The organism is Propioniciclava coleopterorum (assembly GCF_011393335.1).
Taxonomy (GTDB): Bacteria; Actinomycetota; Actinomycetes; order Propionibacteriales; family Propionibacteriaceae; genus Propioniciclava; species Propioniciclava coleopterorum.
Genome location: NZ_CP049865.1, coordinates 724,056 through 750,472, shown reverse-complemented (window position 1 = coordinate 750,472; position 26,417 = coordinate 724,056). Strand labels below are relative to the sequence as shown.

The 26,417-nt window shown below is 73.0% G+C and carries 28 protein-coding genes and 4 pseudogenes; 18 read left to right on the top strand and 14 right to left on the bottom strand.

From position 1 onward, the window contains the following. Window positions 1–53: 53 nt before the first annotated feature. Together G7070_RS03650 and G7070_RS03645 are read left to right on the top strand one after the other, a co-directional pair. Window positions 54–2,114, top strand: a complete 2,061-nt coding sequence (locus tag G7070_RS03650; protein WP_166232033.1) for a PTS sugar transporter subunit IIABC — start codon at window positions 54–56, stop codon at window positions 2,112–2,114. A 94-nt stretch (window positions 2,115–2,208) separates the two neighbouring features. Continuing rightward, window positions 2,209–3,069: a PRD domain-containing protein gene (locus G7070_RS03645; RefSeq protein ID WP_246227285.1), complete on the top strand. Its 861-nt coding sequence runs from the start codon at window positions 2,209–2,211 to the stop codon at window positions 3,067–3,069. A gap of 194 nt (window positions 3,070–3,263) precedes the next feature. Here the strand turns inward: G7070_RS03645 and G7070_RS03640 are convergent, their stop codons facing one another. The 4 genes from G7070_RS03640 to G7070_RS03630 are packed head-to-tail and all read right to left on the bottom strand — an operon-like array spanning window position 3,264 to window position 5,851. Further along, window positions 3,264–4,253 carry a LacI family DNA-binding transcriptional regulator gene (locus G7070_RS03640; protein ID WP_166232029.1) on the bottom strand — a complete coding sequence of 330 codons (990 nt, stop codon included), beginning with the start codon at window positions 4,251–4,253 and terminating at the stop codon, window positions 3,264–3,266. Window positions 4,254–4,257: 4 nt separating this feature from the next. Beyond that, entirely contained in the window at window positions 4,258–5,079 is an 822-nt protein-coding gene (locus G7070_RS03635) for a 3-ketoacyl-ACP reductase (RefSeq protein WP_166232027.1), read from the bottom strand. Beyond that, window positions 5,079–5,246 (bottom strand): hypothetical protein, encoded by a 168-nt coding sequence (locus G7070_RS17550; RefSeq protein ID WP_206079929.1) that lies wholly within the window; start codon window positions 5,244–5,246, stop codon window positions 5,079–5,081. Before G7070_RS17550 ends, G7070_RS03635 begins: the two co-directional genes overlap by 1 nt. After that, window positions 5,222–5,851, bottom strand: a complete 630-nt coding sequence (locus tag G7070_RS03630) for an enoyl-CoA hydratase/isomerase family protein (RefSeq protein ID WP_206079928.1) — start codon at window positions 5,849–5,851, stop codon at window positions 5,222–5,224. Before G7070_RS03630 ends, G7070_RS17550 begins: the two co-directional genes overlap by 25 nt. Before the next feature lie 348 nt (window positions 5,852–6,199). On the opposite strand from G7070_RS03630, the gene G7070_RS03625 reads away from it, so the two are divergent. Beyond that, the gene (locus G7070_RS03625; RefSeq protein WP_166232025.1) at window positions 6,200–7,198 is read left to right on the top strand and encodes an NAD-dependent epimerase/dehydratase family protein; all 999 of its coding nucleotides are present in this window, start codon (window positions 6,200–6,202) and stop codon (window positions 7,196–7,198) included. A gap of 58 nt (window positions 7,199–7,256) precedes the next feature. Here the strand turns inward: G7070_RS03625 and G7070_RS03620 are convergent, their stop codons facing one another. Genes G7070_RS03620 through G7070_RS03600 form a run of 6 tightly spaced genes read right to left on the bottom strand, consistent with a single transcriptional unit; the run spans window position 7,257 to window position 11,348 of the window. After that, window positions 7,257–7,703 (bottom strand): GntR family transcriptional regulator, encoded by a 447-nt coding sequence (locus G7070_RS03620; RefSeq protein ID WP_246227633.1) that lies wholly within the window; start codon window positions 7,701–7,703, stop codon window positions 7,257–7,259. Beyond that, window positions 7,589–8,104 (bottom strand): GntR family transcriptional regulator, encoded by a 516-nt coding sequence (locus G7070_RS03615; protein ID WP_166232021.1) that lies wholly within the window; start codon window positions 8,102–8,104, stop codon window positions 7,589–7,591. The genes G7070_RS03620 and G7070_RS03615 overlap by 115 nt, the downstream gene beginning before the upstream one ends. A 10-nt stretch (window positions 8,105–8,114) precedes the next feature. Then, on the bottom strand, window positions 8,115–9,152 hold the full coding sequence (gene pdxA, locus G7070_RS03610; protein WP_206079927.1) for a 4-hydroxythreonine-4-phosphate dehydrogenase PdxA: 1,038 nt from the start codon (window positions 9,150–9,152) through the stop codon (window positions 8,115–8,117). A 2-nt stretch (window positions 9,153–9,154) separates the two neighbouring features. Continuing rightward, window positions 9,155–10,123 (bottom strand): four-carbon acid sugar kinase family protein, encoded by a 969-nt coding sequence (locus G7070_RS03605; protein WP_246227630.1) that lies wholly within the window; start codon window positions 10,121–10,123, stop codon window positions 9,155–9,157. Then, window positions 10,042–10,287 carry a hypothetical protein gene (locus G7070_RS17545; RefSeq protein ID WP_206079925.1) on the bottom strand — a complete coding sequence of 82 codons (246 nt, stop codon included), beginning with the start codon at window positions 10,285–10,287 and terminating at the stop codon, window positions 10,042–10,044. The genes G7070_RS03605 and G7070_RS17545 overlap by 82 nt, the downstream gene beginning before the upstream one ends. Next, the gene (locus tag G7070_RS03600; protein WP_206079924.1) at window positions 10,284–11,348 is read right to left on the bottom strand and encodes a 2-keto-3-deoxygluconate permease; all 1,065 of its coding nucleotides are present in this window, start codon (window positions 11,346–11,348) and stop codon (window positions 10,284–10,286) included. The genes G7070_RS17545 and G7070_RS03600 overlap by 4 nt, the downstream gene beginning before the upstream one ends. A 328-nt stretch (window positions 11,349–11,676) precedes the next feature. On the opposite strand from G7070_RS03600, the gene G7070_RS18360 reads away from it, so the two are divergent. Next, entirely contained in the window at window positions 11,677–12,222 is a 546-nt protein-coding gene (locus G7070_RS18360) for a hypothetical protein (RefSeq protein ID WP_246227283.1), read from the top strand. Continuing rightward, a complete protein-coding gene (locus G7070_RS18355) occupies window positions 12,219–13,193 on the top strand; it encodes an alpha-L-arabinofuranosidase C-terminal domain-containing protein (RefSeq protein ID WP_246227281.1) in 975 nt (324 codons plus the stop codon). Before G7070_RS18360 ends, G7070_RS18355 begins: the two co-directional genes overlap by 4 nt. Here the strand turns inward: G7070_RS18355 and G7070_RS18350 are convergent. Then, window positions 13,190–13,642: pseudogene (locus tag G7070_RS18350) on the bottom strand (LacI family DNA-binding transcriptional regulator); the annotation flags it as partial. The gene G7070_RS18355 and the pseudogene G7070_RS18350 overlap by 4 nt on opposite strands. A gap of 99 nt (window positions 13,643–13,741) precedes the next feature. Further along, complete coding sequence (locus tag G7070_RS18345; protein ID WP_246227277.1) at window positions 13,742–14,233, bottom strand: LacI family DNA-binding transcriptional regulator; 492 nt, start codon at window positions 14,231–14,233, stop codon at window positions 13,742–13,744. A gap of 324 nt (window positions 14,234–14,557) precedes the next feature. Between G7070_RS18345 and G7070_RS03585 the strand changes: the two genes are divergently transcribed. The 12 genes and pseudogenes from G7070_RS03585 (at window position 14,558) to G7070_RS19155 (ending at window position 23,843) form a co-directional block, all read left to right on the top strand. Beyond that, on the top strand, window positions 14,558–15,871 hold the full coding sequence (locus tag G7070_RS03585; RefSeq protein ID WP_166232017.1) for an ABC transporter substrate-binding protein: 1,314 nt from the start codon (window positions 14,558–14,560) through the stop codon (window positions 15,869–15,871). A gap of 68 nt (window positions 15,872–15,939) precedes the next feature. After that, complete coding sequence (locus G7070_RS03580; RefSeq protein WP_166232015.1) at window positions 15,940–16,863, top strand: carbohydrate ABC transporter permease; 924 nt, start codon at window positions 15,940–15,942, stop codon at window positions 16,861–16,863. Beyond that, window positions 16,860–17,276 carry an ABC transporter permease family protein gene (locus tag G7070_RS17540; protein WP_206079923.1) on the top strand — a complete coding sequence of 139 codons (417 nt, stop codon included), beginning with the start codon at window positions 16,860–16,862 and terminating at the stop codon, window positions 17,274–17,276. The genes G7070_RS03580 and G7070_RS17540 overlap by 4 nt, the downstream gene beginning before the upstream one ends. Beyond that, window positions 17,273–17,782 (top strand): carbohydrate ABC transporter permease, encoded by a 510-nt coding sequence (locus tag G7070_RS03575; RefSeq protein WP_246227276.1) that lies wholly within the window; start codon window positions 17,273–17,275, stop codon window positions 17,780–17,782. The genes G7070_RS17540 and G7070_RS03575 overlap by 4 nt, the downstream gene beginning before the upstream one ends. Beyond that, window positions 17,779–18,444, top strand: a complete 666-nt coding sequence (locus G7070_RS03570) for a hypothetical protein (protein ID WP_166232013.1) — start codon at window positions 17,779–17,781, stop codon at window positions 18,442–18,444. Before G7070_RS03575 ends, G7070_RS03570 begins: the two co-directional genes overlap by 4 nt. Before the next feature lie 141 nt (window positions 18,445–18,585). After that, a pseudogene (locus G7070_RS18340) lies at window positions 18,586–19,586 on the top strand (beta-galactosidase); the annotation flags it as partial. Then, window positions 19,575–20,504, top strand: a complete 930-nt coding sequence (locus G7070_RS18335; protein ID WP_431977931.1) for a beta-galactosidase — start codon at window positions 19,575–19,577, stop codon at window positions 20,502–20,504. The pseudogene G7070_RS18340 and the gene G7070_RS18335, both read left to right, overlap by 12 nt. A gap of 72 nt (window positions 20,505–20,576) precedes the next feature. Further along, a pseudogene (locus tag G7070_RS03560) lies at window positions 20,577–20,795 on the top strand (rhamnogalacturonan lyase); the annotation flags it as partial. Between the two features lie 86 nt (window positions 20,796–20,881). Beyond that, window positions 20,882–21,709, top strand: coding sequence for a LacI family DNA-binding transcriptional regulator (locus G7070_RS03555; RefSeq protein ID WP_166232011.1), 828 nt, complete (start codon window positions 20,882–20,884; stop codon window positions 21,707–21,709). Further along, a complete protein-coding gene (locus tag G7070_RS03550) occupies window positions 21,706–21,900 on the top strand; it encodes a type 1 periplasmic-binding domain-containing protein (protein WP_246227271.1) in 195 nt (64 codons plus the stop codon). The genes G7070_RS03555 and G7070_RS03550 overlap by 4 nt, the downstream gene beginning before the upstream one ends. Window positions 21,901–21,984: 84 nt before the next feature. Continuing rightward, window positions 21,985–22,647, top strand: coding sequence for a beta-L-arabinofuranosidase domain-containing protein (locus G7070_RS19160; RefSeq protein WP_206079920.1), 663 nt, complete (start codon window positions 21,985–21,987; stop codon window positions 22,645–22,647). After that, the gene (locus G7070_RS19155; RefSeq protein ID WP_206080070.1) at window positions 22,533–23,843 is read left to right on the top strand and encodes a glycoside hydrolase family 127 protein; all 1,311 of its coding nucleotides are present in this window, start codon (window positions 22,533–22,535) and stop codon (window positions 23,841–23,843) included. Before G7070_RS19160 ends, G7070_RS19155 begins: the two co-directional genes overlap by 115 nt. A gap of 43 nt (window positions 23,844–23,886) precedes the next feature. Here the strand turns inward: G7070_RS19155 and G7070_RS18330 are convergent, their stop codons facing one another. After that, a complete protein-coding gene (locus G7070_RS18330) occupies window positions 23,887–24,054 on the bottom strand; it encodes a hypothetical protein (protein ID WP_246227269.1) in 168 nt (55 codons plus the stop codon). 62 nt (window positions 24,055–24,116) lie between these two features. After that, window positions 24,117–25,394, bottom strand: a pseudogene (locus tag G7070_RS03540) (FGGY-family carbohydrate kinase); the annotation flags it as partial. A 312-nt stretch (window positions 25,395–25,706) separates the two neighbouring features. On the opposite strand from G7070_RS03540, the gene G7070_RS03535 reads away from it, so the two are divergent. Continuing rightward, window positions 25,707–26,399, top strand: coding sequence for an L-ribulose-5-phosphate 4-epimerase (locus G7070_RS03535; protein ID WP_206080069.1), 693 nt, complete (start codon window positions 25,707–25,709; stop codon window positions 26,397–26,399). Window positions 26,400–26,417 lie beyond the last annotated feature (18 nt).

The following is a 26,417-nucleotide window of genomic DNA, read 5'->3' as shown; positions in this document are numbered from 1 at the left end:
TGCCCGCGCGAAGGTTGGTTCGACCGATCGGTTCTTCCAAGGAGGACGCACTGATGACCACCAAGACAGAGGCTCCCGCCAAGAGCGGCGGCCTGCGTGTGCCGGGCTTCGCCCAACTTCAGCGATTGGGCAAGAGCCTAATGCTGCCCATCGCCCTGCTGCCCGCCGCCGGCATCCTGCTGCGCCTGGGCCAGGACGACCTGCTGGGGCGCATCGACGCCCCGGTGATCGGTCCGTTCTTCGACGCGATGAGCGCCGCGGGCAACGCGATCTTCGCGAACCTGCCGCTGCTGTTCGCGGTCGGCGTCGCCATCGGATTCGCCAAGAAGGCCGACGGCTCGACCGCCCTGTCCGCGGTCGCCGGCTATCTCGTCATCGACGGCGTCTTCAAGTCGATGTCCCCGGTCGTGCTCAAGGACGTCGTCGACAAGGCCGGCGAGCAGGCGATGATCAACTACGGCGTGTTCGCCGGCATCATCGTGGGCCTGCTGACCGCGTGGCTGTTCGACAAGTACCACGACATCCAGCTGCCCACCTACCTGGGCTTCTTCGGCGGCCGCCGCTTCGTCCCGATCGTGGTGTCGCTGGCCACGCTGATCACCGGCTTCGCGCTGAGCTACTTCTACCCGATCTTCAACGCCGGCCTGACCGGCCTGGGCCAGTTCATCGCGGCGTCCGGCGTCTTCGGTGCCTTCACCTACGGCTTCGTCAACCGCATGCTGATCCCGCTGGGCCTGCACCACATCGTCAACAGCTACATCTGGTTCATCTACGGCGACTACGTCACCCCGACCGGCGTCGTGACCGGCGAGCTCACCCGCTTCGCCGCCGGCGACCCCGCCGCGGGCGCCCTGACCGCCGGCTTCTACCCGATCCTGATGTTCGGCCTCCCGGCCGCCGCGCTGGCCATGATCCACGTGGCGCGTCCGGCCCAGAAGAAGCTCGCCGCGGGCATCCTGACCGCCGCCGGCCTGACCGCGTTCCTGACCGGCATCACCGAGCCGCTCGAGTTCGCCTTCATGTTCGTCGCGTTCCCGCTCTACGTGGTGCACGCGCTCCTGACCGGCCTGTCCATGGCCATCGCGTACGCCCTCGACATCCACCTGGGCTTCTCGTTCTCCGCCGGCCTGATCGACCTGCTGCTGTACGGCACCGCCCCGGCGGCGAAGAACATCCCGCTGTTGATCGGCCTCGGGCTGGCGTTCGCGGTCTTCTACTACTTCCTGTTCCGCTTCGTGATCATCAAGTGGAACATGATGACCCCGGGTCGCGCCGAGCTGGCCGACATCGAGGACGCCGAGGTCGCCGCCGCCGGTGCGCTGGGCGACAACGCGAAGGCCGAGCAGCTCATCGCCGCGTTCGGCGGTCGTGAGAACCTCAAGCACGTGGACGCCTGCATCACGCGCCTGCGCATCGAGGTCGGCGACAAGGCCAAGGTCAACCAGAACCGCCTCAAGGCGCTCGGCGCCGCCGGCGTCATCGAGGTCGGCAACAACGTCCAGGCGGTCTTCGGCCCGCAGGCCGACGCGCTCAAGTCGTCCATCCAGTCCGCGCTGGCCGCCAACCCGACCGCCCCGCCGGCCGAGCTCGCCGCGGCGATCGACGCCCCGGTGGTGGCCGCCCCGGTCGAGGAGGAGCCCGTCGCCACGGGCGTCCCGGTCGAGCCGATCACGCTGGAGCGTCCGGTCGACGGCCAGATCATCACGCTGGAGGAGGTGCCGGACCCGGTCTTCTCGGGCCGCACCATGGGCGACGGCTTCGCCGTGGTGCCGACGGACGGGACGTTCCGCGCCCCGGTGTCCGGCAAGCTCGTCCTGCTCGCCAAGACGATGCACGCCTACGCGATCAAGGCCGACAACGGCGCCGAGATCCTGGTCCACATCGGCATCGACACCGTCAAGCTGAAGGGCGAGGGCTTCACGGCGCTCCAGGCCCAGGGCGAGCGCGTCGAGGCCGGCGACCCGATCATCCGCGTCGACCTCGCCGCGGTGGCCCCGAAGGTGCCCTCGATGGCCACCCCGGTCCTGGTCACCAACGGCAAGAAGTTCGCCGTGTCCGCGGTCGATCTGGGGGCCACCGGCCACGAGCCGGTCGTCACCGTTTCGCCCAAGTAATCGGCACCTGACTGCGGGCGGGGCCACCCGGCTCCGCCCGCAGTCCCGCGCCGCCTCCCGGCGCACCTCCCCGAACCCAGGCAGGATGGAACCCATGGCGTCCGGACCGGTCACCGTCAAGAAGGTGTACAACAACAACGTCGTCCTCGGCACCGAGGGCGACGGCACCGAGGTCGTCCTCCTCGGCAAGGGGCTCGGCTTCGGCCGCAAGCCGGGCGAGTCCCTGGACGCCGTCGGCGGGCAGCGCTTCGTCTCCGACGCCACCTACCGGGCCACCCAGCTCGCCGAGATGCTGGCGGGCGCCACGTGGGAGCAGGCCCGGGTGGCGCAGCGCATCGTCGACCTGGCCCACGAGCGGCTGGGCACGACCGTCAGCCAGGCGATCCTGCTCCCCGTGCTGGATCACCTCACCTTCGCGGTCCGGCGCGCCGACGAGGGCGTCGAGATCGAGTTCCCGCTCAAGTGGGAGGTCGCCCAGCTCTACCCCGACGAGTCCGCCCTGGGACGCCGCGCGCTCGCGATCGCGAACCATGCCCTCGGCGTCCGGCTGCAGTCGGACGAGTGGGTCGCGTTCGCGCTTCACTTCATCAACCAGCGCTGGGCCCGCGGCGACCTCAGCAGCACCCTGGCCCTGACCGACGTCATCAGCACGGCGTTCAACGAGCTGGAGCAGCGCTGGGGCAAGCCCATCGACCGCGCGAGCATGGGCGCCGCCCGGTTCGTCACGCACCTGCGCTACCTGATGGTGCGGGTCGCCGAGGACCGCCAGCTCACCGACGCCCCCATGGACATCATGGGTGCCATCCGCACCGCCCAGCCCAACGCCGCGGACGCCGCCGTCCGGCTCGGCGACGTGGTCGGGCTGCGGCTGGGCCGGACGCTCACCTCCGACGAGGTCGCCTATCTGGCCCTGCACGCCGGCCGGCTCTACAACGACGTGCACGCGGTCGGCTGAGCCGCCGCCCTTGCGCGGCGGGCTGAGCGAGGACGCCGTGGTTCGCGGCCCGGAGTGCCTCGTTGTCGTTCTGGTGCCGCCAGGCGCGCCGCTCCTGAGGGCGAATAACGCTGACAACGGCGGACGCCACGGGGGGTGAGCGCTCGGGGCACCAGAACGACACCTCCGTGCGAGACGACGCGCCGAGGTCCGGTTCAGCGGCGCGCGGGGCCGGTGGAGTCCCGGACGCGGAGCACGCTCGGCAGCAGCGTCGTCGTCGGCGGCTGCGCGGGGTCGGCCAGGAGCGCGTACAGCCGCTCGGACGCCGCGGCGGCCAGTTCGGCCAGCGCGAGGCTCACCGTGGTCAGGTGGGGCGGGATGATCGCCGTCAGCGCCGTGTCGTCCCAGCACGCCACCGAGACCTCGCCGGGCACGTCGACGCCCAGGGTCCGCAGGCGGCCGATCAGGGCCAGCCCGGTCTGGTCGTTGAACGCGAGCACCGCCCCCAGCCCGCGCGCCACGACCTCGTCCGCGGCGACGAGCCCGGCGCGCGCGTCGAGGCCCTCGGCGTCCAGCCGGACGAGCGTGACCCCCGGATGCCGGGCGCAGTAGTCCCGCAGCCCGGCGCGCCGCAGCCGCTCCGACGGCGCCGCCGACGGGCCGCCCTGGTAGCCGATCGTGCGGTGCCCGAGCGCGGTGAGGTGATCCAGCAGCGCGGTGATCGAGGGCGCCTCGTCGGCGAGCACGCTGTCGAGCCCCGGAACGGAGCGGCCCACCACCACGACGTGCCGGAACCCCGCCACCGCGGCGGTCAGTTCGGGGGCGGGGCAGCGCGGGGCGAGCAGCACGACGCCGTCGGCCTGGGACGCGAGCGTCTCGAACGCCGCCAGTTCCCCGGCGGGGGTGCCGCCGGAGTCGGCCACCAGCAGCTGGTCGCCGCGCGCCGCGGCGGCCGCCAGCACCCCGGTCGCGACGCCGGCGCCGTAGCCGCCGGCCAGGTCGGGCACGACGATGCCCAGGGTGCCGTGGCGTCCGACCTTCAGCGACCGCCCGGCCGCGTTGGGCCGGTAGCCCATCGCGCGGGCCGCCTCCTCGACGCGCTCGCGGGTGGCCGCCGAAACCAGCGGGCTGCCCGCCAGCGCGCGGGAGACCGTCGACTGGGAGAGACCCAGCCGGCGGGCTACCTCGGTCGCCGTGACGGTCACGGGCTCACAGCCGGGGGAGGTGGAAGCCGCCGTCCACGTGGAGCACCTGCCCCGTGGTGTAGGCCAACTCGGTCGAGCACAGCACCGCGACCGCGTCCGCGACGTCGGCCGGACGCCCCCAGCGCGCGATCGGGAACGCGCCGGCCTCGATCATCGCGGAGTACTTGTCGTGGGCGACCGCTGTCATGGCGGTCTCGATCACGCCCGGCCGCACCTCGTTCACCCGGACGCCGTCGCCGGCCAGCCGGGCGGCGAACACCGACGTGAGCATCGAGACGCCCGCCTTGGAGACGCAGTACTCGACCCGGTCCGGCGAGGCCATCCACGAGTTGAGCGAGCCCAGGTTCACGATGTCGCCGCGGCGTCCGGCGACCGGCTCCTGGGCCACCATCACCCGCGCGACCGCCTGCGTGAGGAACATCGTCGCGGTGAGGTTGATGCCCAGGACGCGCTCCCAGCTCTCGGGGGTCACCTCCAGCAGGTCGCCGCGTTTGGCCGCGGAGACGCCCGCGTTGTTGACCAGCACGTCGATGCGCCCGAACGCGGCGACCACCGCGGCGACGAGGTCGTCGCGGAACGCCGCGTCGGCGAGGTCGCCGGTCACGCTCCAGGCCCGCCCGGAGGCGTCGTCGGCGGGGGCGGACTCACCATCGTGGCCGAGCGGGGGAGCCGGGGCTCGCCCGGGCAGCGGCACCCACGCCGGGCCCTGTCCGGCGTCGAAGGCCAGGTCGACCCCGACGACGCGGCAGCCGTCGGCGCGCAGCCGGGACGCGATGGCGGCGCCGATGCCCCGCCCGGCGCCCGTGACCAGAGCGACGCGTCCCATCACAGCCCCCGGTAGACGGCGGGACGCTTCTCCAAGAACGCCGTGAGGCCCTCCTTGGCGTCCGCGGTCGTCATCAGGTAGGCCAGCGCGAGCTCGTCGCGGTGGGCGACCTCGCGCGCGGTGGCGCCGTGGGCGTCCGCGATCATCTGCTTGGTGGCCCGCAGCACGAGGGGGAGTGGCCGGCCAGCTCGGCCGCGAGCTCCGCGGCGCGCGCCCGCAGCGCGGGGACGTCCGGCAGCACCTCGGCGACCAGCCCCGCCGCCGCCGCGGCGTCGGCGTCCAGCATGGCGCCGGTGAGCATCAGGTACTTGGCCCGCGACTGCCCGATGAGCCGCTGCAGGCGTTCGGTGCCGCCCCAGCCGCACGGCATCCCGATCTTGACCTCGGGCTGGCCGAAGCGCGCCCGCGCGGCGGCGAGCCGGATGTCGCACGCCATCGCGATCTCGAGCCCGCCGCCCAGGCAGTAGCCGTTGACGGCCGCGATGGTCGGGATCGGCAGTTCCTCGATGAGGCTGAACAGCCGATGGCCCACCTCGATGTGGCGCCGCGCCTGCTCGGGGGTGTAGGCCAGCAGGTCGTTGATGTCCGCCCCGGCGATGAAGGACTTCTCCCCGCCGCCGGTCAGGACGAGGCAGCGGGCGCCCTCCAGGGCGTCGAGCGCGTCGGTCAGCCGCTCGACGAGCGGGACGTCCAGCGCGTTGCGCTGCGCCGGTCGGTCGACGGTCAGCGTCGCGACGCCGCCGTCGTGGGTGAGGGTGTAGCCGTCGGTCACGGTGCTCCTTCTCGCTGGTCGTCCCGGCGGTCCTCCCGCGCGGCGCTTGGATGCATACGTATGCATCGTGGCGGGGTGCGTGTCCCGGGTCAAGGCGGTTGCCGACCTCCGGCAACGCCGTCGCCCCCACAGGGACGCGGTCTCCCGGGGTCGAGAACCACCGGATCGAGGGGAAATCGTCGTTATCCCGCGAGCCGGACAACGCCGTTCTGGGATCCGGGATCGAGGCCCGGGGAATGGGCCGGGCGGCGCCACGGGAGTAAATTTCCAGTTGTCAATCAGTCGCCGTCACGGCGGCGACGACCCCCTCGCAGGGCCCCACCGGCCCGCACGGAAAGGCAGAACATCGTGGCACGCGCGCTCGTCCTCGGCGGCACCGGACTCCTGGGATTCCACACCGTCACCGAACTCCTGCGGCGCGGGAACGAGGTGACGTCGGTGTCGCTGCCCGGCTCGGACCAGGGCACGCTGGCGCCCGAGGTGACCGCCGTCTGGGCCGACCTCACCACCCTGCCGGACGCCGACCTGCTGGACCTGTTCGCCGGCCACGACGCCCTGTTCTACGCCATCGGCGCCGACGAGCGGACCATCCCCGCCGCACCCGCCGCGCGCTTCTTCTACCAGGCCAACGTGCTGCCGACCCAGCGGATCGCGCGGCTGGCCCGCGAGGCCGGGGTGAAGAAGTTCGTCCTGTACGGCTCCTACACCGCCGAGTTCGCCCAGCGCTGGACCGACATCGCCTACCGCGAGAACCCCTACCCGCGCACCCGGCTGCTGCAGGAGGAGGTCGCCATCATGGAGGGCGCGGGCGCCATGGACGTGATGGTGCTGCGCCTGCCCTACATCTTCGGGCTCGTCGCCGGGCAGCGCCCGCTGTGGCAGTTCGTGCTCGACCGCGCGTCGGTGGCCGACCAGCCCGTGACGGTCCTCGGCGGCACGACGTCGTCGGTGACGGCGGAGCAGGTGGCCCAGGCCGCGGTCGGCGCCATGGAGCGCGGCGAGCACGGCGCCACCTACGCCATCAACGGCTACGACCTGTCCTACGCCGAGCTCTACACGATCGCCTGCACGCTGATCGGCCGCGATCCCGCCGACGTGGTCGTGGTCCCGCTGGACGCCGTGCTGCCGACCTACCAGAAGCTCGACGACCAGCTGGCCGCCCAGGGCGTCGAGCACGGCGTCCACCTGCCGTTCACGGCGATGTTCCAGGAGCGGGACGCCGTGACCGACCCGGCCGCGACGCTGCCGGTGCTGGGCGTGGAGGAGCAGGACGTCGTCGCCGCGCTCACCGCGTCGCTGCAGTGGTGCGTCGATCACCCGGTGCAGCAGCTGGCCGCCGCGCACTGACGCCGGGCTTCGCCCCACGCAGGCGAGCTGCGGGCCCACCTCACGCCCGCACGCGCCCCTACTGGACCCGGTCGCCCTCGTCGAGCGCGTCCAGCTCGCGCTGGGCCTCGGCGAGCAGCGCCCGCAGCCGGCCGACGCGGTCCTCGGGGGTCTCCTCGCCGGCGCGGATCGCCTCGGTCGGGGCCAGGCTGACGTCGAACGCGACGCGGTCGCTGCGGTGCCAGGTCGAGAACACCTCGACCACCCGGCCGTGCTGGTCGAAGCTCTCGCCCTCCAGCAGCAGCAGCGGGAACCCCGGGTCGACGCCGAGGTGCGCGTCGATCGGGGGGCGGGCGGCCGTCGCGCGCACCTCGCGGGTGCCGGACGCGATCCGGACGCCGGCCCGCTCGGTCATGAGCTCGTGCAGCGACGCGTCCCGCAGGCAGTCGGCGGGCAGCGCGTCGGCGAGGTCGGCCGGCAGCCAGGTCCGGATGAAGGCGACCGGCTCGTCGTCGACGTAGCGCAGCCGCTCCAGCCGGAGCGCCTGGGCCCCTCCAGGTGGCGCACCTGGGTGGGGGGCGTCTCGACGCGGTAGGTGAGCACCGTCGTGGCGGTCCGCGCGCCCAGCCCCCGCATCTGCGAGGACAGGCCCGCCGAGCGGGCCGGATCCCGGTGCCGCTCGGCGCGTCCGCTGACGATGGTGCCCCGCCCCTGCGACTTGCTGATCAGGCCCTCGGCCTCCAGCGTCGCCAGGGCCTGCCGGATCACCGAGCGGGACGCGCCGAACGCCTCCGAGAGCGCCTTCTCGCTCGGCAGCCCGGCGCCCGGGAGGATCTCCCGGTCGTCGATGCGGCCGCGCAGCGTCTCGGCGACCTGGGCATGGCGCGGAACCCTCCTGGGGCGGGGGGTCGTTCCGCTGTCCGACATGCCCTGGAGACTACCGAGGTTCGGCCTGTCCGCGGGCCGTCCGCCAGACCTCATCCCAGCCCGGGGCGAGCGCGGCGGCGCGCCGGGCGGCGAGCACGAGGCTCTCCTCGTCCGCGATGCCCTTCCCGGCGATATCGAAGGCCGTCCCGTGGTCGACCGAGACCCGCACGACCGGCAGCCCGACGGTGATGTTGACGCCGTCGTTGCCGTAGACGGCCTTGAACGGCGCGTGGCCCTGGTCGTGGTAGCAGCAGATCACGATGTTCCACTTGCCGCGGACGGCGGCCGGGATCACGGCGTCGCCCGGGAGCGGGCCGTGGGCGTTGACGCCGCGGGCTCGCGCCGCCTCGATGGCCGGCGCGAGGATGTCGGCGTCCTCGGTGCCGAACAGGCGGTCCTCCCCGGCGTGCGGGTTGAGGCCGGCGACGGCGATCGCCTCGTCGGGACGCCCCAGCGCCCGCACGAACGACGCCGCCAGGTCGAGGACTGCCGTGGTGCGCTCGGGGGTGATGAGCTCGATGGCCTCCCGCATGGAGACGTGCGTGGTCAGGTGGAAGAAGTACAGGTCGCCCGCCGACAGCACCAGGGAGAAGTCCTCGACGCCGAACTGCTCGGCCAGCAGTTCGGTGTGCCCGGGGTACTTGTGGCCGCCCAGGTGCATGGCGGCCTTGTTGAGCGGCGGGGTGACGATGCCCGCGACCTTGCCCTCCTTGGCCAGGTCGCACGCGGCGACCACGAAGCGGTAGGCGCCGTCGCCGGCCCGGGCGTCGAGCTCGCCGTGGGGCACATCCCCCAGGGAGGGCCCGAATTGGACGACCTCGATGGTGGCCGGGTCGTTGGACGCCTGGGAGGGGTCCTCGATGACGCGGACGGTCGCGGGGTCGAGCCCGGCGACCTCGGCGCCCTTGCGGAGGGCGTCCGCGTCGCCGATCACGACCGGCACGCACACCTCCCGCAGGTCGGGGTGGAGCAGCAGCGCCTTGGCGGTGATCTCGGGGCCGACGCCGGCGACGTCACCGAGCGTGAACGCGAGTACGGGTTGGGGCATGGTCATTCCTCTTCCAGCAGTTCTTCGAGTATGGCGGTGAGGGTGTCGGCCGCGCCGAATCCGCCGGCCTTCGTGGCGACGGTGAGCGGGGCGGGTGTGGTGGTCTGCAGCAGGGGCACGCCCTCGACCACCGAGCCGAGGACGCGCAGGGTGGTGTGGCCGAGGCGGTCAAGGACCGCCTCGGCCCCGTCGCCGCCGAGCAGCACCAGGGTGTCGGCGCCCGCCGCGACCTCCGTCAGCACGCGGCCGGCGAGTTCGGAGGCCACCGCGACCGGGTCCCGGTCGCCCCCGGCCCGGTCCGGCGCCTCCAGGACGGTGACGCGCGGGTCGGGGCCGGCGGCCAGAAGCCGGGCGACCTGCTCGCGCGAGGCCGCGTTGGCCGAGCTGCGGACCACCACGGCGCGGCGCCCGCTCAGCGGCGCCCGGGGTGTCGCCCTGGTCGGCTCGGCCCGCCAGGCGCTGGCCAGGTGGCGGGCGAGCCCGGCCGAGCCGACGGGGATCGCGCGGGCGCCCAGCCCGGTGACGGCGGCGGCCAGGGCGGCCAGGTGCTGCTCGGTCGTGGCGTCCACGCACAGGACGGCACCCGGCTCCCCGTGGGCGTCGAGCGCCGCGAGGGCGTCCGCGCAGGTGTCGGGGGCGGGCAGGGTGATCCCGCCCGGCACCAGGTCGGCGAGCCGCGGGGTGGTGACGGGGGTCACCGGGTCGGTGCCGGCGGCCGTCTCGTGCACGGGGACGCCATCCACCAGGAGGGCGCCCCCGCTGACCGTGCGCCCCATGGCCGGGTAGGCCGGGCAGACGACGGCGAAGGCGTCCGGGTGGGTGCGGCGCCGCTCGGCGAGCGCCCCGGCCACCTGGGCGGCGACCGAGCCGCGCAGGGTCGAGTCCACCTTCAGGTAGAGCCGGCCGTGCGGGACGCCGGCGAGCTGGGCGACGGCGGCCGCGGTGAGGTGGGCGGCGTCCGCCCCGGGCAGGGCGCGGGTGCCGAGCGTCCGGGTGACGGCCCCGCCGGCGGGGAGGGGGCCTCCCCGCGCAGCAGGAACGTGGACCAGCCCGCGTCGGCGAACTTCATGCCGGTGTCGCCGGCGCCGGTGAGGTCGTCCGCGAGGATCAGGACCAGGGGGTCGGTCGACGTCACAGCTTCGGCTCGCTCACGCCGAGTTCCATCTCGTCGAGCCTGGCGATCTCCTCCTCGGTGAGGAGGCCGCCCTCGCGCTTGAGCATCCACGCGGCCAGCATGGGCGCCACCACCGCGGTCACCAGCACGCAGGCGGCCACCTGGGCGGTCGCGGTCCCGACGAACGGCTGGAACGTGGGGTCGGCGGCCGCGACGATCGCCGGCGTGGCGATCGCGTTGCCCGCGGTGGTGCCCGCGGCGAAGCCGATGCCCGCCCGGCGGCCGCGGCGCAGCAGGTACTTGTAGCCCAGGTAGACGAAGAAGCCGGTGATCGGCGCCACGATCGCGCCCAGGACCAGGCCGCTCAGGCCGCCGGTGACGACGGTCTGCAGGTTGATGCCCGTGCCGAGCGCGAACGCGAAGAACGGGATGACGATGCTCGGCGTGGGCTTCATGATCTCGGTCCACTTGTGGTCCAGGTTGCCCACGATCATGCCCAGGATGAAGGGGATGACGGCGGCGAGCAGCGCCCAGCCGGGGATGGCCGCCAGGCCGGAGGCGCCCAGGAACAGCATCGAGAAGAACGGGCCGTCGTTCAGCGCGGAGGCGATGTAGGCGCCGCGGTCGCGCTTGTCGCCGTAGCGGCCGGTGAAGGCCAGCCAGAGCCCGCCGTTGGAGTTGTCGACCGCCACCAGCATCGCGAGGATCGAGACGCCCAGGATGCCGTCGATCCCCACGACCATGCCGAGCACGATGACGAGCGTCGCCGGGATGATCGACTTGGTCAGCAGGACGACGCCCGTGGTCGCCAGCACAGGGCCGGAGGTGCGCAGGGTGACCTGCATGCCCGTGGCGAAGATCAGCAGGCCGATCAGGGGCAGCGCGCTGCCCTGGAACAGCGCGGTGGTGAATGAGCCGATCTTCAGCGCGTCCGGCGCGAACGTCCCGATGATGGATCCCAGCACCAGCGGGATCAGCATGAGCCCGCCCGGGATCTTGTTCATCATGTCGTACAGCGCGACGCCGCGCCGCGGCTGTTCGGCGGGGGCGTCCGGGGCCCCGGTGCCCGATGGTTCAGTCATGGATCTCTCCTCTTCGAGAACTTGTGCGTACAAGTATCCACGAGAACGGTGGTTTTGGCTAGGGGGTTCGTCGACCTATCGGGACAAGTGTGCGGGTGGAGGTCCGATGGTGGCGCGGAGATCCCCCGTGCGGGGTGGTGCGACGCGCGCAGGGCGCTGGGCCGGGAGCTCGCCGGTCGACCGGGCTCCGGGGCTCGCCGACGGGGCGCGCCGCACGCCCGGACGCCACATATTGAAATGTTTCACCGATTCCGCTGACGCGGCCTCGCGCCTCCGGTTGACTGGACCCCGACCGCCATCGTGACCACACACCACCGAGGAGCCACACATGGCCGACGCACGCATCGTCGTCAACCTGGACCTGCCCGAGGCGAAGATCTCCCGCCACCTGTACGGACATTTCGCCGAGCACCTGGGCCGCTGCATCTATGGCGGCTTCTGGGTCGGCGAGGACTCCGACATCCCGAACACCCGCGGCATCCGCGACGACGTGGTGGCCGCCCTGCGCGCCATCGACATCCCCAACCTGCGCTGGCCCGGCGGCTGCTTCGCCGACGAGTACCACTGGCGCCACGGGGTGGGGCCGCGCGAGCAGCGTCCGGGCAAGGTGAACACGAGCTGGGGCGGCGTCGTGGAGGACAACTCCTTCGGCACCCACGAGTTCTTCGACCTGTGCGACCTGCTGGGCGCCGAGCCCTACGTCAACGGCAACGTCGGCAGCGGCACGGTCGCCGAGATGGCCGACTGGGTCGAGTACATCTCCGGCCACGGCGGACCGCTCGCCGACGAGCGCGCCGCGAACGGCCGCACCGAGCCCTGGAAGGTGACCTACTGGGGATCGGCAACGAGCCCTGGGGCTGCGGGGGCAACATGACCGCCGCCCACTACGCCAACGAGGCGCGCCGCTACGCCGCCTACCTGCGCAACCACGGCGACAACCGGCTCTACCGGATCGCGGCGGGTGCCAACGACGGCGATCTGGACTGGACGCGGACCCTGATGGAGGCCGTCAGCTGTCTGGGCTGCCACTCGCTCCCGAACGGCCCGTTCCAGGCCATCACGGTGCACGCGTACTCCGTGATCGGCGAGTGGGACGCCAAGACGCGCGCCCGCGAGATCGATGACGACCAGTACCGCGCCGTCCTGGCCAAGGCCCAGGAGGTGGAGCGGCTCGTCCAGGCGCACGGCACCGTGATGGACGCCTACGACCCGCAGCGGCAGATCGGCCTGATCCTCGACGAGTGGGGCACCTGGTGGGCCACCGAGGAGGGCACGAACCCCGCGTTCCTGTACCAGCAGAACACGATGACGGACGCCCTCGTGGCCGCGGTCCACCTCGACGGCTTCCACCGGCAGGCGGCCCGCCTGGTCATGGCGAACCTGGCCCAGACCGTCAACGTGCTGCAGGCGGTCGTGCTGACCGACGAGGAGACCGGGGCGCTGATCCTCACCCCGACCTACCACGTGTTCGAGATGAACAAGGCCCACCAGGACGCCGACGCGCTCGTCACGCGCGTCGTGGACGGCCCCGCCGCCCAGGAGGCCGGCGGCCGCCCGTTCGAGATGGTGTCGGCGTCCGCGTCCCGCGCGGGAAACAGCGCGCTGATCTCGCTGTCCAACCTCGACGGCGAGGAGCCGCTCACGGTGGTGCTCGATCTGCGCGGCGCCGAGGTGACCGCGCTGACGGGCCGCCTGCTCGCCGCCGGCGACAAGCTCGCCCACAACACCGCCCAGCAGCCGGACGCCGTGGCCCCGGTCGCCCTGGACGTCGCCGAGCACGAGCGCGGCGCGCAGGTCGTCCTGCCGCCGCACTCCTTCGCGACGGTGGCGCTGGAGCTGGCCTAGCCGCCCTGGGCGCCGGCCGTCGCGTGGGCGGCCGGCGCCGAGGCGCGCACCACCAGTTCGGTGGGCAGCGTCACGCGCGAGGGTCCGCCCTCGGGCGCGCAGATCAGCCGGACCATCTCGCGACTGATCTGCTCCAGCGGCAGCCGCACCGTGGTCAGCGGCGGGTCCACCTGTGCCGCGACCGCCGCGTCGTCGAAGCCGGCGACCAGGACGTCGTCGGGGACGCGCCGGCCGGCGGCGCGCAGGGCGTCCAGCGCCCCGGCCGCCATGGCGTCGTTGGCGACGAAGACCGCGTCGAGGTCGCCCCGGCGTTCCAGGAGCGCTTCCATCGCGGCCCGCCCGCTCGCGGGGGACCAGTCGCCGGAGGCCACCAGGTCGGGCGCGTGGGGGAGCCCCCGCGCGGCGAGGACGTCGGCGTAGCCGCGCAGCCGCTCGCGCGCCCCCACGAGTTGTCGGGCCGGTGATCGTCGCGACGGTGCGGGCGCCGCACGCGAGCAGGTGGTCGAGCGCCAGCACCGCGCCGCCGTGGTCGTCGGCGGTCACGGTGCTCATCCGGTGGCTCCAGCGCGGCAGGCCGCCGTTGCACACCAGCGGCACCCCGGTGTGCTCGAGTTCGACCAGCAGCGGGTCGCCCTCGTTCGGCGAGAGCAGCAGGACGCCGTCGATGTGGCCGCCGCCCACGTACTCCACGGCCTGGCGCCGCTCGCGCGGGTGTCGGCGATCATGATCACCATCGCGAGGTCGCGCTCGCTGAGTTCCTCCGAAGCGCCGCGGATCAGCTCGGCGTAGTTGGGGTCCTCGAACAGGGCACGCTGCGGCTGGGTGATCAGGAAGGCGTACGACCGCGACCGGCCGCCCGCCAGGGAGCGGGCGCTGCGGTTGGTCGTATAACCGGTCCGCGCGATCGCACGCTGCACAGCCGCCTGGGTCTCGGTCCCGACCCACTTCTTCCCGTTGAGCACGCGCGACACCGTCGCCGACGACACGCCCGCGTGGCGGGCCACGTCGTGGATCGTGGGGCGCTTCTCCGGCTCGGCCATCCCTGCAGCGTAGACGCCTGCGCGGGCAGGCCGCGGGGATTGCGGCAACCGCGCCTTGTCCGCGCCGTTCCTGTGAACGATTTCAGGGAGTCTGAGCGTACGGGGTGGCGCCCGTTGTCGGCGATCTTCGCCGGCCCCGGCGGGAATGCGCCTTGTCGCAGCGACCAGAACGGGGCTCTCACACGACTTTTCCGGATTCCCTTGACGGCGGATTGAATCGTCTCATATTGTCTGGGGCAAGCAAGGCTGTAACCGCTTACAGGGGTGTGGGCGCGTACGTCAGCCCGCCCTTTTGCTGAGCACCATCCGATCCAGGAGGAAGCCATGTTGACTCGTCGAACCCTGTTGCTGTCGGCAGGATCCGCAGCCCTGCTCGCGCCGCTGGCCGCGTGCGGTGGAAGCGCCGCGCCGCAGGCGCCCGCGACCGCGCTGCCCACGGACGCGACCGCCACCATCACGATGACGTGGTGGGGCAACGACGACCGCGCGAACAAGTACAAGGAGGCCATCGCGGCCTTCAACAAGAAGTACCCCAAGATCTCGGTGCAGGCGCAGTTCCAGCCCTTCGCCGACTACTGGACGGCCCGCAACACCGAGGCGGCCGGCGGGGCGCTGCCCGACGTCATGCAGATGGACATCAGCTACCTGCGCCAGTTCGCCAACAACGGCCAGCTCCTCGACCTGAACAGCCAGGCCGGCACGAACCTCGACGTCACGGGCCTGGACGCCGCCATCCTCGGCTCGGGCAAGCTGGAGGACAAGCTCTACGGCGTCGCCACCAGCACCAACACGCTGGCGATGTTCTACCACCCGGGCATCCTCGACAAGCTCGGCGCCTCCGCGCCGAAGGACGGCTACACCTGGGACGACTACAAGAAGTCCGTGATCGACGCCTCCGCGGCCGGTGCGAAGTTCGACCCCAAGCTGTACTACGGCGGCAACCCCGGCGGCGTCCTGTGGTTCTTCATCCAGTGGCTGCTCCAGAAGGGCGTGACGCCCTTCAAGGACGACAACACCCTCGGCTTCGGCAAGGACGAGGTCCGCGAGTGGCTGACCATGTGGGAGCCGCTCAACGCCACCGACGTGAAGTTCCCCTCGGCGCGCACCGAGCAGCTCAAGCCCAAGGGCGGCTTCACCGCCAACGAGGTCGCGCTCGAGGCGTCCTGGGACAACTTCCTGTCCGGCTACGTCAAGGACTCCGGCGACGACGCGATCAAGATGATGCCGATCCCGTCCGGCGCCGACGGCAAGACGCACATGTTCTACAAGCCGTCGATGCTGCTGAGCGCCGGCGCCAACACCAAGAACCCGGACGCCGCGGCCGCGCTGATCAGCTTCATGATCAACGACCCCGAGGTGGGCAAGATCTTCGGCACCTCGAAGGGCGTCCCCGCCACGAAGGCCCAGCGCGACGCGATGGACATCGCCCCCGGCTCGGTCGACCAGCGGGTCGTGGCCTACGAGGAGTCGGTCGCCTCCCAGGTGACCGAGGCGTCTCCGGTGCCCGTCGAGGGCTTCGGCGCCATCGAGGCCGCCTGGCTGCGCCTGGCCGGCGACTACGGCTACGACAAGCTGACGGTCGATCAGTGGATCGACCAGTGGTTCCAGTCGGTCGACGAGAACGTCAAGCCGGCCTGAGGTGACGCGGGACGCCGCCGCCGCGGCGTCCCGCCCCTCCCGCGCCCCTTCGAGAGGACCGACCCCTGATGTCTTCCACCGCTGCACCGCCCCGCGCCGGGGTGGCGAAGGCCCGCCGCCGCGACGCGCGGATCGGGTACGCCTTCCTCAGCCCCTGGCTGATCGGATTCTTCTTCCTCACGGCGGGCCCCATGGTCGCCTCGCTGGTGCTGTCGTTCACCGACTACAACATCTTCCGGGCGCCGAAGTTCATCGGGATCGACAACTTCACCGCCCTGTTCTCCGACCCGCGCTTCTTCCAGGCGTGGCGGGTGACCCTGATGTACGTGGTGATCGCCGCGCCGCTGAAGCTGTTCGCGGCGCTGCTGGTCGCCCAGTTGCTGGCCCTGCCGTACAAGGGCCAGGGCGTGTTCCGCTCGGTGTTCTACGCGCCGTCGCTCATCGCGGCCAGCGTGTCCATCGCCCTGGTGTGGCGCGCGATGTTCGTCGACGACGGCATCGTGTCGCGGGTCTCCGGGCTGCTGGGCCTCCCGACCGAGGGCTGGGTCGGCAACCCCGACATGACCATGCCGATGTTCGTGCTGCTGGCCATCTGGGCCTTCGGCGGCCCGATGGTGATCTTCCTGGCCGGCATCAAGCAGATCCCGCAGGAACTGTACGAGGCCGCCGACGTCGACGGCGCCTCCGGCTTCTCGAAGTGGTGGAACATCACCCTGCCGATGCTGTCGCCGACGATCTTCTTCAACAGCCTGCTGGAGATCATCCACTCCTTCATGGTGTTCGGCTCGGCGTTCATCATCTCCAACGGCACGGGCGGCCCCGCCGGCTCGACGCTGTTCTACACGCTGTACCTCTACCAGCGCGCCTTCACCGACCTGAAGATGGGCTACGCGTCCGCCATGGCGTGGGTCTTCTTCGTGGTCATCGGCGTCCTGACCGTCATCTACTTCCGCGCCTCCAAGGCGTGGGTGTTCTACGGGGACCAGAAATGAGCATCCAGACCGACGTCACCGTCATCGAGCCCGTCACGACGCCCCGGCGCGCGCGCGGCCAGCGGGTGCGCAGCGTCCGCAGCCAGAACGTCGCCAAGCGGGCCGTCTTCTACCTGTTCATGGCCGTCGCCACCTGCATCGTGCTGTACCCGGCGGCGTGGATGCTGATGAGCTCGTTCAAGCCCTCGGACCAGATCGTCGGCAACGTCTCGCTGATCCCCGACCCCTTCACCCTGGCCAACTACGCCAAGGCGCTGACCGGGATCGCGGGCGTGTCGTTTTGGACCTTCTTCACCAACTCGCTGATCCTCGCGACGCTGTCGGTGCTGGGATCGTGCTCACGACGCCCCTGGCGGCCTACGCCTTCGCGCGCTGCCGGTTCCCCGGGCGCCAGATGTGGTTCTCGATCATGATCGGCACGCTGCTGCTGCCGTTCCACGTCGTGATCATCCCGCAGTACATCATGTTCCAGCAGTTGGGCCTGGTGAACACCTACGTGCCGCTGCTGATCGGGAAGTGGCTGGCCGCGGACGCGTTCTTCGTGTTCCTGATGGTGCAGTTCATCCGGACCATCCCCCGGGAACTGGACGAGGCGGCCACCATCGACGGCGCCGGCAGCCTGCGCATCCTGTTCCAGGTGCTGGTGCCGCTGCTCAAGCCGGTGCTCATCACCAGCGCGATCTTCACCTTCATCGGCAGCTGGAACGACTTCCTCGGCCCGCTGCTCTACCTGAAGAAGCCCGACCTGTACCCGCTGCCGATCGCGCTGCGGCTCTACGTCGACGAGTCGACGGCCGCCGCCGACTACGGCGCCCAGATGGCGATGGCCGTGCTCGCGCTGCTGCCGGTGGTGCTGTTCTTCCTGGTGTTCCAGCGCTACATCGTGGACGGCATGGCCACCCAGGGGCTGAAGGGATGAGCGCGGTGACCCAGGAGCGCACCGGCGGAGTGCCCAAGCCGAAGGCGCTGGACCTGTTCGCCGAGATGGGCCAGGTCAGCGTGCTGACCCTGCTCGCGGCGGCCGGCGTCGTCACCTGGGTGGCCGGCGTCGCCGCCGGGGTCGCGCACATGCGCCGCCACCTGGGCGGCTACGGCGACTCCACCCGCGACTACGGCGCGTTGTTCGTCGCGGCGCTGCGCGGCTCCTGGTGGCTCGGCGCGGCGTCGGTGGCCCTGTTCGGCGTCCTGTGGGTGAACGCGGCCCTGCTCGCCGGCGACGCCGTCCCCGGCGGGGGCGGCCTGCTGGTCCTGACCGCGGTGCTGGCCTCGCTGGCGTGGGCCGTCGTCGTCCGGGCCGCCGCCGCCTGGTCGGAGCCGGACGCGAGCCCCACCACGGACCCCGGCTCGGCGGGCGCCGTCCCCGCGGCCGACGCCGCCGGCTGGTGGCGGCTCCTGCTCCGCGGCGCCGGCGCGTCGGCGTCCGACCCGGTCGGTACGGTGCTGCTGTTGACGGCGCTGTACCTCGGCCTCCTGCTGGTCTGGATGTTCACCCCCATGGCGATCCTCGTGCCCGGCCTGTGGGTCCTGGCCGCCGTGGGGATCGACCACCGGCGGGCGGCCCGGGCGGCCCGCCGACCCTGAACGAGCAATCCCTCACAACACATCGGAAGGCAGCTGATCGCGGTGCGCGCGTGGAACGACCAGGTGGACGGACTCGTCTACGGCGGGGACTACAACCCCGAGCAATGGCCCCGGGAGGTGTGGGACGAGGACATCGCGCTGATGCAGGAGGCGGGGGTCAACCTGGTCAGCCTCGCCATCTTCGCCTGGGCGACCATCGAGCCCAATGAGGGCGAGTTCCACTGGAAGTGGCTCGACGACATCCTCGACCGGCTGCACGCCGGCGGCATCAAGGTGGCGCTTGCGACCGCGACCGCGTCCCCGCCGCCGTGGCTCACCCACCGGCACCCCGACATCCTGCCGCAGCACGCCGACGGCACCGTGCTGCACCAGGGCGGACGCCAGTCGTACGCGCCCACCTCGCCGGTCTACGTGCGCTACGCCACCCAGATGGCGAGCCGGATGGCGCAGCGCTACGCGCGTCACCCCGCCATGGCGCTGTGGCACATCGACAACGAGATCGGCTGCCACGTCCCCGAGGACTACTCCGACAACACCATCCCCGCGTTCCGCGCCTGGCTGACGGAGCGCTACGGCACCGTCGAGGCGCTGAACGAGGCGTGGGGCACGGCCTTCTGGTCGCAGCGCTACGGCACCTTCGACGACGTGCTGCCGCCGCGGGCCGCCCCCACCTACGCCAACCCGACCCAGCAGCTCGACTTCAAGCGGTTCAGCTCCGACGCCGGGCTGGCCTACTTCCGCGAGCTGCGCCGGGCGGTCCTCGTCGCGGCGCCCGACGTCCCGGTGACGACCAACTTCATGTGCAACACGGGCAACCGCGGCGTGGACTACTTCGGGTGGGCCGACGCCGTGGACGTCGTCGCCAACGACCACTACACCCGCGCCCACGACCCCGAGCGCCACATCGAGCTGGCCTTCGCCGCGGACCTGACCCGCGGCGTCGCCCAGGGCGCCCCTGGGTGCTGATGGAGCACTCCACCTCGGCGGTGAACTGGCAGCACGTCAACCGCGCCAAGGAGCCCGGCGAGATGCTGCGCGACGCGCTCGACCACGTCGCGCGCGGCGCGGACGGCGCCATGTTCTTCCAGTGGCGCCAGTCCCGCGCCGGCGCCGAGAAGTTCCACTCGGCGATGGTGCCCCACGCCGGCACCGACTCCCAGGTGTGGCGCAACACCGTCGAACTGGGCCGCGCGCTCGCGGCGCTGGCCCCGGTGCGGGGCAGCCGGGTCCGCTCCCGGGCCGCGCTGGTGTTCGACTACCCGACGTGGTGGGCGATCGAGCTCGACAGCCACCCCAACAACACCCTCGCCTACGCCGACCTGGTGCTCGAGTGGTACAAGGCGGCGTGGTACGAGGGGATCGGGGTGGACATCGTCGCGCCCGACGCCGACCTGTCCGGCTACGACCTGGTCGTCGCCCCGAACCTCTACCTGACCGAGGCCGCGACCGCGGCCAACCTCGGCGGCGTCACCGCGCGCGGCGGCGTCTTCGCGACCACCTGGTTCTCCGGCATCGTGGACGCCTCCGACCACGTCCACCTGGGCGGCTACCCCGGGGCGTTCCGCGACCTGCTCGGCGTCCGCGTCGAGGAGTTCCACCCGCTCCAGGTCGGGGAGACCCGCGGCGTCCGGCTGGGCGAAGTCGACACCGTGGGGGAGCGCTGGAGCGAGCAGGTCGAGCTCCGCGGCGCCCGGGCGCGCGGCACCCTCACCGACGGGGTGCTGGCCGGCGGGCCGATCGTGACCGAGAACGAGGTGGGGGACGGCGGCCGAGCCTGGTACGTCGCGACCGACCTCCCGCTGGACGCCAAGCGCGTCCTCGTGCGCACCTGGGCCGACCAGGCGGGCGTCGCGCCCGTGCTGCCCGGGCTGCCCGAGGGCGTCGAGGCGGTCCGCCGCACCGGGGACGGGGAGAGCTTCCTGTTCCTGTTCAACCACACCGACGAACCGGCGCGGGTGCCGGCGTCGGGAACCGAACTCCTCGTCGGCGCACAGCTGCCCGGCGGGTGGGAACTGCCCGCGGGCGCGGTCGCCGTGCTCCGTGAGACCACGGGGTCGTAGCACCGCCGCGACCTCCCCCCCCGGACGGGCGCGCGGTGCGCCCGTCCGGAGCCACCCCGGGGCGACTGGCGCGAGCAGGTGATGGTGCGCAACGACGACTCCACCGCGCTGCGCATCTACACCACGACCGACCTGACGCGGGAGAAGCTGTTCACGCTCATGCACGACCCGGTCTACCGGCTCAGCGTGGCGTGGCAGAACGTCGGCTACAACCAGCCCCCGCACACCGGGTTCCACCTGGGGGAGGGGATGAAGAAGCCGGAGACGCCGCGGATCCGCTACGTGCCCTGACCCTGACGACCCACCCGGGGCCGTCCCGCCGCTCGGCGGGACGGCCCCGTCCGCGTCCGGATCGGCGCCCGTGAGAAGGTGGGACGGTGAACCGGAGCCAGGATCCGCAGCGCCGCCACGTGACGCTGCAGGACGTCGCGTCCGCCGCCGGCGTGTCGCCGTCCACGGCGTCCAAGGCGCTCAACGACCGCTTCGACGTGTCCGCGGCCACCCGCGAGCGCGTCCTGCGGGCGGCCGCCGAGCTCGGCTTCAACCCCAACCCGATGGCGCGCGGCCTGGCCGGCGGGCGCAGCCGGACGATCGGCATCATCACCAAAGACATCAACGGCCGGTTCGTCTCGCAGATCATGCGCGGCGCCGAACTCGCGATCGGCCGGTCGGACTCGATCGTGCTGCTGGCCAACTGCGACCGGGACGCCGAGCGCGAGGAGACCATCGTCCGCAACCTGCTCAGCCGCCGCGTCGACGGCCTCATCGTGGTGGACCCCGAGATCGCCCCGCGCGAGCCGATCCGGGGCGCGGGCGACACGCCCGTGGTCTACGCGTTCGGCTGGTCCAGCGACCCCGAGGACCGCTCGGTGGTGCCCGACACCGAGGGCGGCGGGCGGGCCGCGGCCGAGCACCTGCTGGGGCTGGGACGCAGCCGGATCGCGATCATCACCGGCCCGGGCACGAGCCACGCGGCGACGCGGCGGGCCACGGGCGCCCGGGCGGCGCTGGCGGCCGCCGACCTGACGCCGGTCGCGGAGGTCTCCGGCCCCTGGACCGAGCAGTGGGGCTGGGACGCCGCGGACGCCCTGCTGCGGGTCGGCGTCCGGTTCGACGGCGTGGTCGCCGGCGACGACCGGATGGCGCGCGGGTCATCGAGCGGATGTGGGCCGAGGGGCTGGCCGTCCCCGAGAGCGTGGCGGTGATCGGGCAGGACGACTGGTGGCCGGTGGTGCACGGGCGCGTCCCGATCAGCAGCGTGAGCATGAACCTCGAGGACGTCGGCGCCGTCGCCGCCCAGCTCCTGACCGACCCGGACGCGGCCCCCGGCGTCCACCTCGTCGCGCCCGCCGTCGTGGCGCGCGCGACGACGATCCCCGGCGCCTGCGCCGACTGATCCGGGTGCGCGAAGGGCCTTGACGGACCCGCCGCGGGTCGGTTGACTGGAGGCGTCCGAAAGCGATTTCGAAAGGCTGTGACGATGCCTGACCCCGCCGCGCCGCTGGCCGCGACGACGCACCTCCCCCTCCCCGAGACCGCCCGCCTGATCGGTGGCCCGTTGGGCGACTGGCAGGCGCGCAACGCCACCGCGACCCTGCCGCACTGCCTGGAGCAACTCGAGGCCGCCGGCGTGCTGGACAACCTGCGCGTCGCGGCGGGCGAGGCGCCCGGTCCGCACCGTGGGCCCTGTTTCGCCGACTCCGACCTCTACAAGACGATCGAGGCCGTCGGCTGGGAGATCGGCCGCAGCGGCACCACGGCGTTCGACGCCTGGCTCGACGACGTGATCGGGTTGCTGGCCCGCGCCCAGGAGCCCGACGGCTACCTCGACAGCTACATCCAGGTCGCCGAGCCGGCGCTGCGCTGGGCCGAACTGGACCGGACGCACGAGCTGTACCTGCTGGGCCACCTGGTGCAGGCGGCCATCGCGCTGGACCGCGGGGCCGGCCGCGCCGACCTGCTGGCCGTGGCGTCGCGGTTCGTGGACCTGGTGCACGCCGAGTTCGGCGGCGACCGCAGCCCCGGCATCTGCGGCCACCCGGAGATCGAGACCGCGCTCGTCGAGCTGTACCGGCACACGGGGGAGCGCCGGCACCTCGATCTGGCCGCCCTCATGATCGACCGCCGGGGCACCGCACGCTGAGCCCCGACCCGCTGCGCGCCCCCTACTTCCAGGACCACCTGCCCGTCCGGGAATCGACCGACGCCGTGGGGCACGCGGTCCGCCAGCTCTACCTCAACGCGGGCGCGACCGACGTCGCCCTGGAGACCGGCGACCCCGGCCTGCGCGCCGCCATGGACGCGCAGTGGGCGAGCGTGCACGACCGCAAGATGTACCTCACGGGCGCCTACGGGTCGCGGCAGGCGGGGGAGGCGTTCGGCGACGATCATGAGCTGCCGCCCGACGTCGCCTACGCCGAGACCTGCGCGACCATCGCCGACCTGCACTGGGCCTGGCGGATGCTGCTGGCCGACGGCGGCGCCGGGGCGGCCGCCTACGCGGCCGCGATCGAGCGCGACACCCACAACGCGCTCGCCGCGGCGGTGGACGGGACCGTCACCCGGTTCTTCTACGCCAACCCGCTGCAGTTGCGTCCCGACCGGTTGTCGGGGGAGAGCACGACGCGGGACCGGGTGCCCTGGTTCGTCTGCGCGTGCTGCCCGCCCAACATCGCCCGCACCGTGGCGCAGTACGGCGCCTACCTGGCCTCGACGCGGGACGCGACCCTGCACCTGCACCAGCTCGCCGCCGCCGAGCTGGCGCTGCCCGCCGAACTGGGTTCCGGCGGCGTCCGCGTCGCGACCGACTACCCGCGCTCGGGCCGGATCGAGGTCGAGGTGAGCGGCGCCCCCGCCGCCGGCGCGGAGCTGGCCGTGCGCGTCCCCGACTGGTCGTCGGCCGCCGAGCTGGTCGCGCCGGACGGGCGGCGCCACGCCCGCGGGGCCGACGGCTACGCCCGGGCGCCGCTCACGCCCGGGTCCTACGCGCTCGACCTCGACCTGACGCCGCGCTTCACGCGCGCCCACCACCGGGTGGATGCGGTGCGCGGCTGCGTGGCCGTCGAGCGCGGCCCGCTCGTGTACTGCGTCGAGCAGGTGGACCTGCCCGCCGACGTCGCCGTCGACGACCTGCGGGTGCTCGTCGACCGCGGGATCGGGGTGGACGCCGCCGGCGGGCTGCACGTCACCTGCGTCGTGGCCGCCGCCGAGGACGGCCTGTACCGACCGGAGGGGTCCGTGGCCGGGAGCGGCCGTGAGGTGGACGTGCCGCTGCTGCCCTTCGCCGAGTGGGGACGCCGCGGCTCGCCCGCGATGCGGGTCTGGCTGCCCACGGCCTGAGGCCGCGGGCCGAGGTGGCCCTGTCCGAACCGCCCCGGGCCGCTCAAAGGTGGTCGACGGCCGCCCGCTCGATCGGGAGGCCGGCGCGGTAGCGCGCCAGGAAGGTGTCGAAGCCCGCGGCGTCGGCGGGGTCGGGGGCGACGGCGGCCGTGGCGGCGTCGGCGAAGATGTCCGCGTCGAGGTAGGCCGCCAGCGGGCGCCCGTCCCCCACAGGGCGTGACCGGCGAGGACGGCCATCCCCCAGGCGCCGCCCTCGGCGGCCGTCTCGCCCACGCTCACCTCGACGCCCAGCGCGCCGGCCAGCAGCCGCTGCGCCGCGCCCGCCGTCCGGAACATGCCGCCGTGCGCCAGCAGGCCGTCGACGGCGACCTCCTCGGTCGCCAGCACGTCCATCCCCAGCCGCAGCGCGGCGAACGCGCTGAGCAGGTGCGCGCGCATCAGGTTGCCCAGCGTGAGCCGCGCCTGCGGCGTCCGGGCCAGGAGCGGGCGGCCCTCGGCGAAGCCGGTGAGGTGCTCGCCGGAGAGGTAGTTGTAGGCCAGCAGGCCGCCCGCGTCCGGCTCGGCGGCCAGCGCCTGGGCGTACAGCAGCGCCCACAGGTCGTCGGGCTCGAGCGGGGTGCCGCTCGCCGCGGCGAACTCGCCGAACACCGCCGCCCACGCGTTGAGGTCGGAGGAGCAGTTGTTGACGTGCACCATCGCGACGGGGTGGCCGGCCGGCGTCGCGACGAGGTCGATCTCGGGGTGCAGCCCGCGCAGCGGCCGCTCCAGCACCACCATGGCGAAGATGCTGGTGCCCGCCGACACGTTGCCCGTGCGGGGCGCGATCGCGTTCGTCGCGACCATGCCGGTGCCCGCGTCGCCCTCCGGCGGGGCGGCGAGCGCGCCGGGCCGCAGGGTCCCGGTCGGGTCGAGCCAGGCGGCGCCGGCCTCGGTGAGGCGTCCGGCGTCCGCGCCCGCGGGCAGCACGTCCGGCAGGACGTCGGCCAGCGACCACGGCACCCCGGCCTCGGCGGCGAGCGCATCGTAGGTGGCCAGCCGGGCGGCGTCGTACCCGGTGCCCGTCGCGTCGAGGGGGAACATGCCGCTGGCGTCGCCGACGCCGAGCACGCGGCGCCCGGTCAGGCGCTCGTGCACGTGGCCGGCCAGCGTGGTGAGGTGCGCGACCCGGGCGACGTGCGGCTCGCCGTCGAGCGCGGCCTGGAACGCGTGCGCGACGCTCCAGCGCTGCGGGATGTGCTGCTGCAGCGCCGCGGTCAGCCGCTCGCTCGCGGCCGCGGTGGAGGTGTTGCGCCACGTCCGGAACGGGACGAGCAGGTCGCCGGCGGCGTCGAAGGCCAGGTGGCCGTGCATCATCGCGGAGACGCCCAGGGCGCCGACCCGCTCCAGCGGGACGCCGTGGGCGCGCTGCGTCGCGGCGGCCAGGTCGGCGAAGGCGGCGCGGACGCCGGCCTCCACGTCGGCCAGGTCGTAGGACCAGACCCCGTCGACGAGGCTGTTCTCCCAGGCGTGTCCGCCCGAGGCGAGCGTGGCGCCCGCGGCGTCGATCAGCACGGCCTTGATGCGGGTGGAGCCCAGCTCGATCCCCAGGGCGGTGTCGCCCGCCGCGATGCGGCGCGCCGCCTCGGTGCCGGGGGCGGCGTCCGGCGTGGGGGCCGGGGGAGCCGGATGCTCGCGCGCGGCCTGCTGGGTCGGGGCGGATGCGGTCACGGTGCCTCCTCGTCTGCCCGGCCGCGCCTCGCTGCGCGCCGGCCTGCTGCCTGTCGCGGTCGATGTTAGTGCTCGCAGGCGGCGTATGTGAGCGCTAACATGGTGGGAGTCTCCCTGTGAAAGGCCACCGTGACCGCATACACCGCCCAGACCGTCCTGACGGAGCTGCCCCCGGCCGTGCAGGACGCCGTCGCCGCCACCCGCGCCCGCGTCGCGGCGCTGCACGCCGAACTCCCCGCCAACGGGCTGGTGGTGTGGACGGCCGGCAACGTCTCCGAGCGCGTCCCCGGCGCCGATCTGTTCGTCATCAAGCCGTCCGGGGTGTCGTACGCCGAGCTGGCGCCCGAGCTGATGGTGGTCTGCACGCTCGAGGGCGACAAGATCGCCGACGGCACGCCCGACGCGCTCAGCCCCTCCTCGGACACCGCGGCCCACGCGTACGTGTACCGGCACATGGCCGAGGTCGGCGGCGTCGTGCACACGCATTCGAGCTACGCCACCGCCTGGTCGGCGCGCCGCGAGCCGATCCCGTGCGTCCTGACGATGATCGCCGATGAGTTCGGCGGCGACATCCCGATCGGGCCCTTCGCGCTGATCGGCGACGACTCCATCGGCCGCGGCATCGTCGACACGCTGCGGGCCACGGGTGGCCGGGCCGTGCTCATGGCCAACCACGGCCCGTTCACCGTCGGCCCGGACGGCCACGCCGCGGTCAAGGCCGCGGTGATGGTGGAGGAGGTCGCCCGCACCGTACACCTGGCGCGCGAGCTGGGCCCGCTCGTCGCGATCGACGCGGCGGACATCGCCGCCCTGAACGACCGCTATCAGAACGTCTACGGCCAGCGCTGAGGCTCGCCACACCCGAAA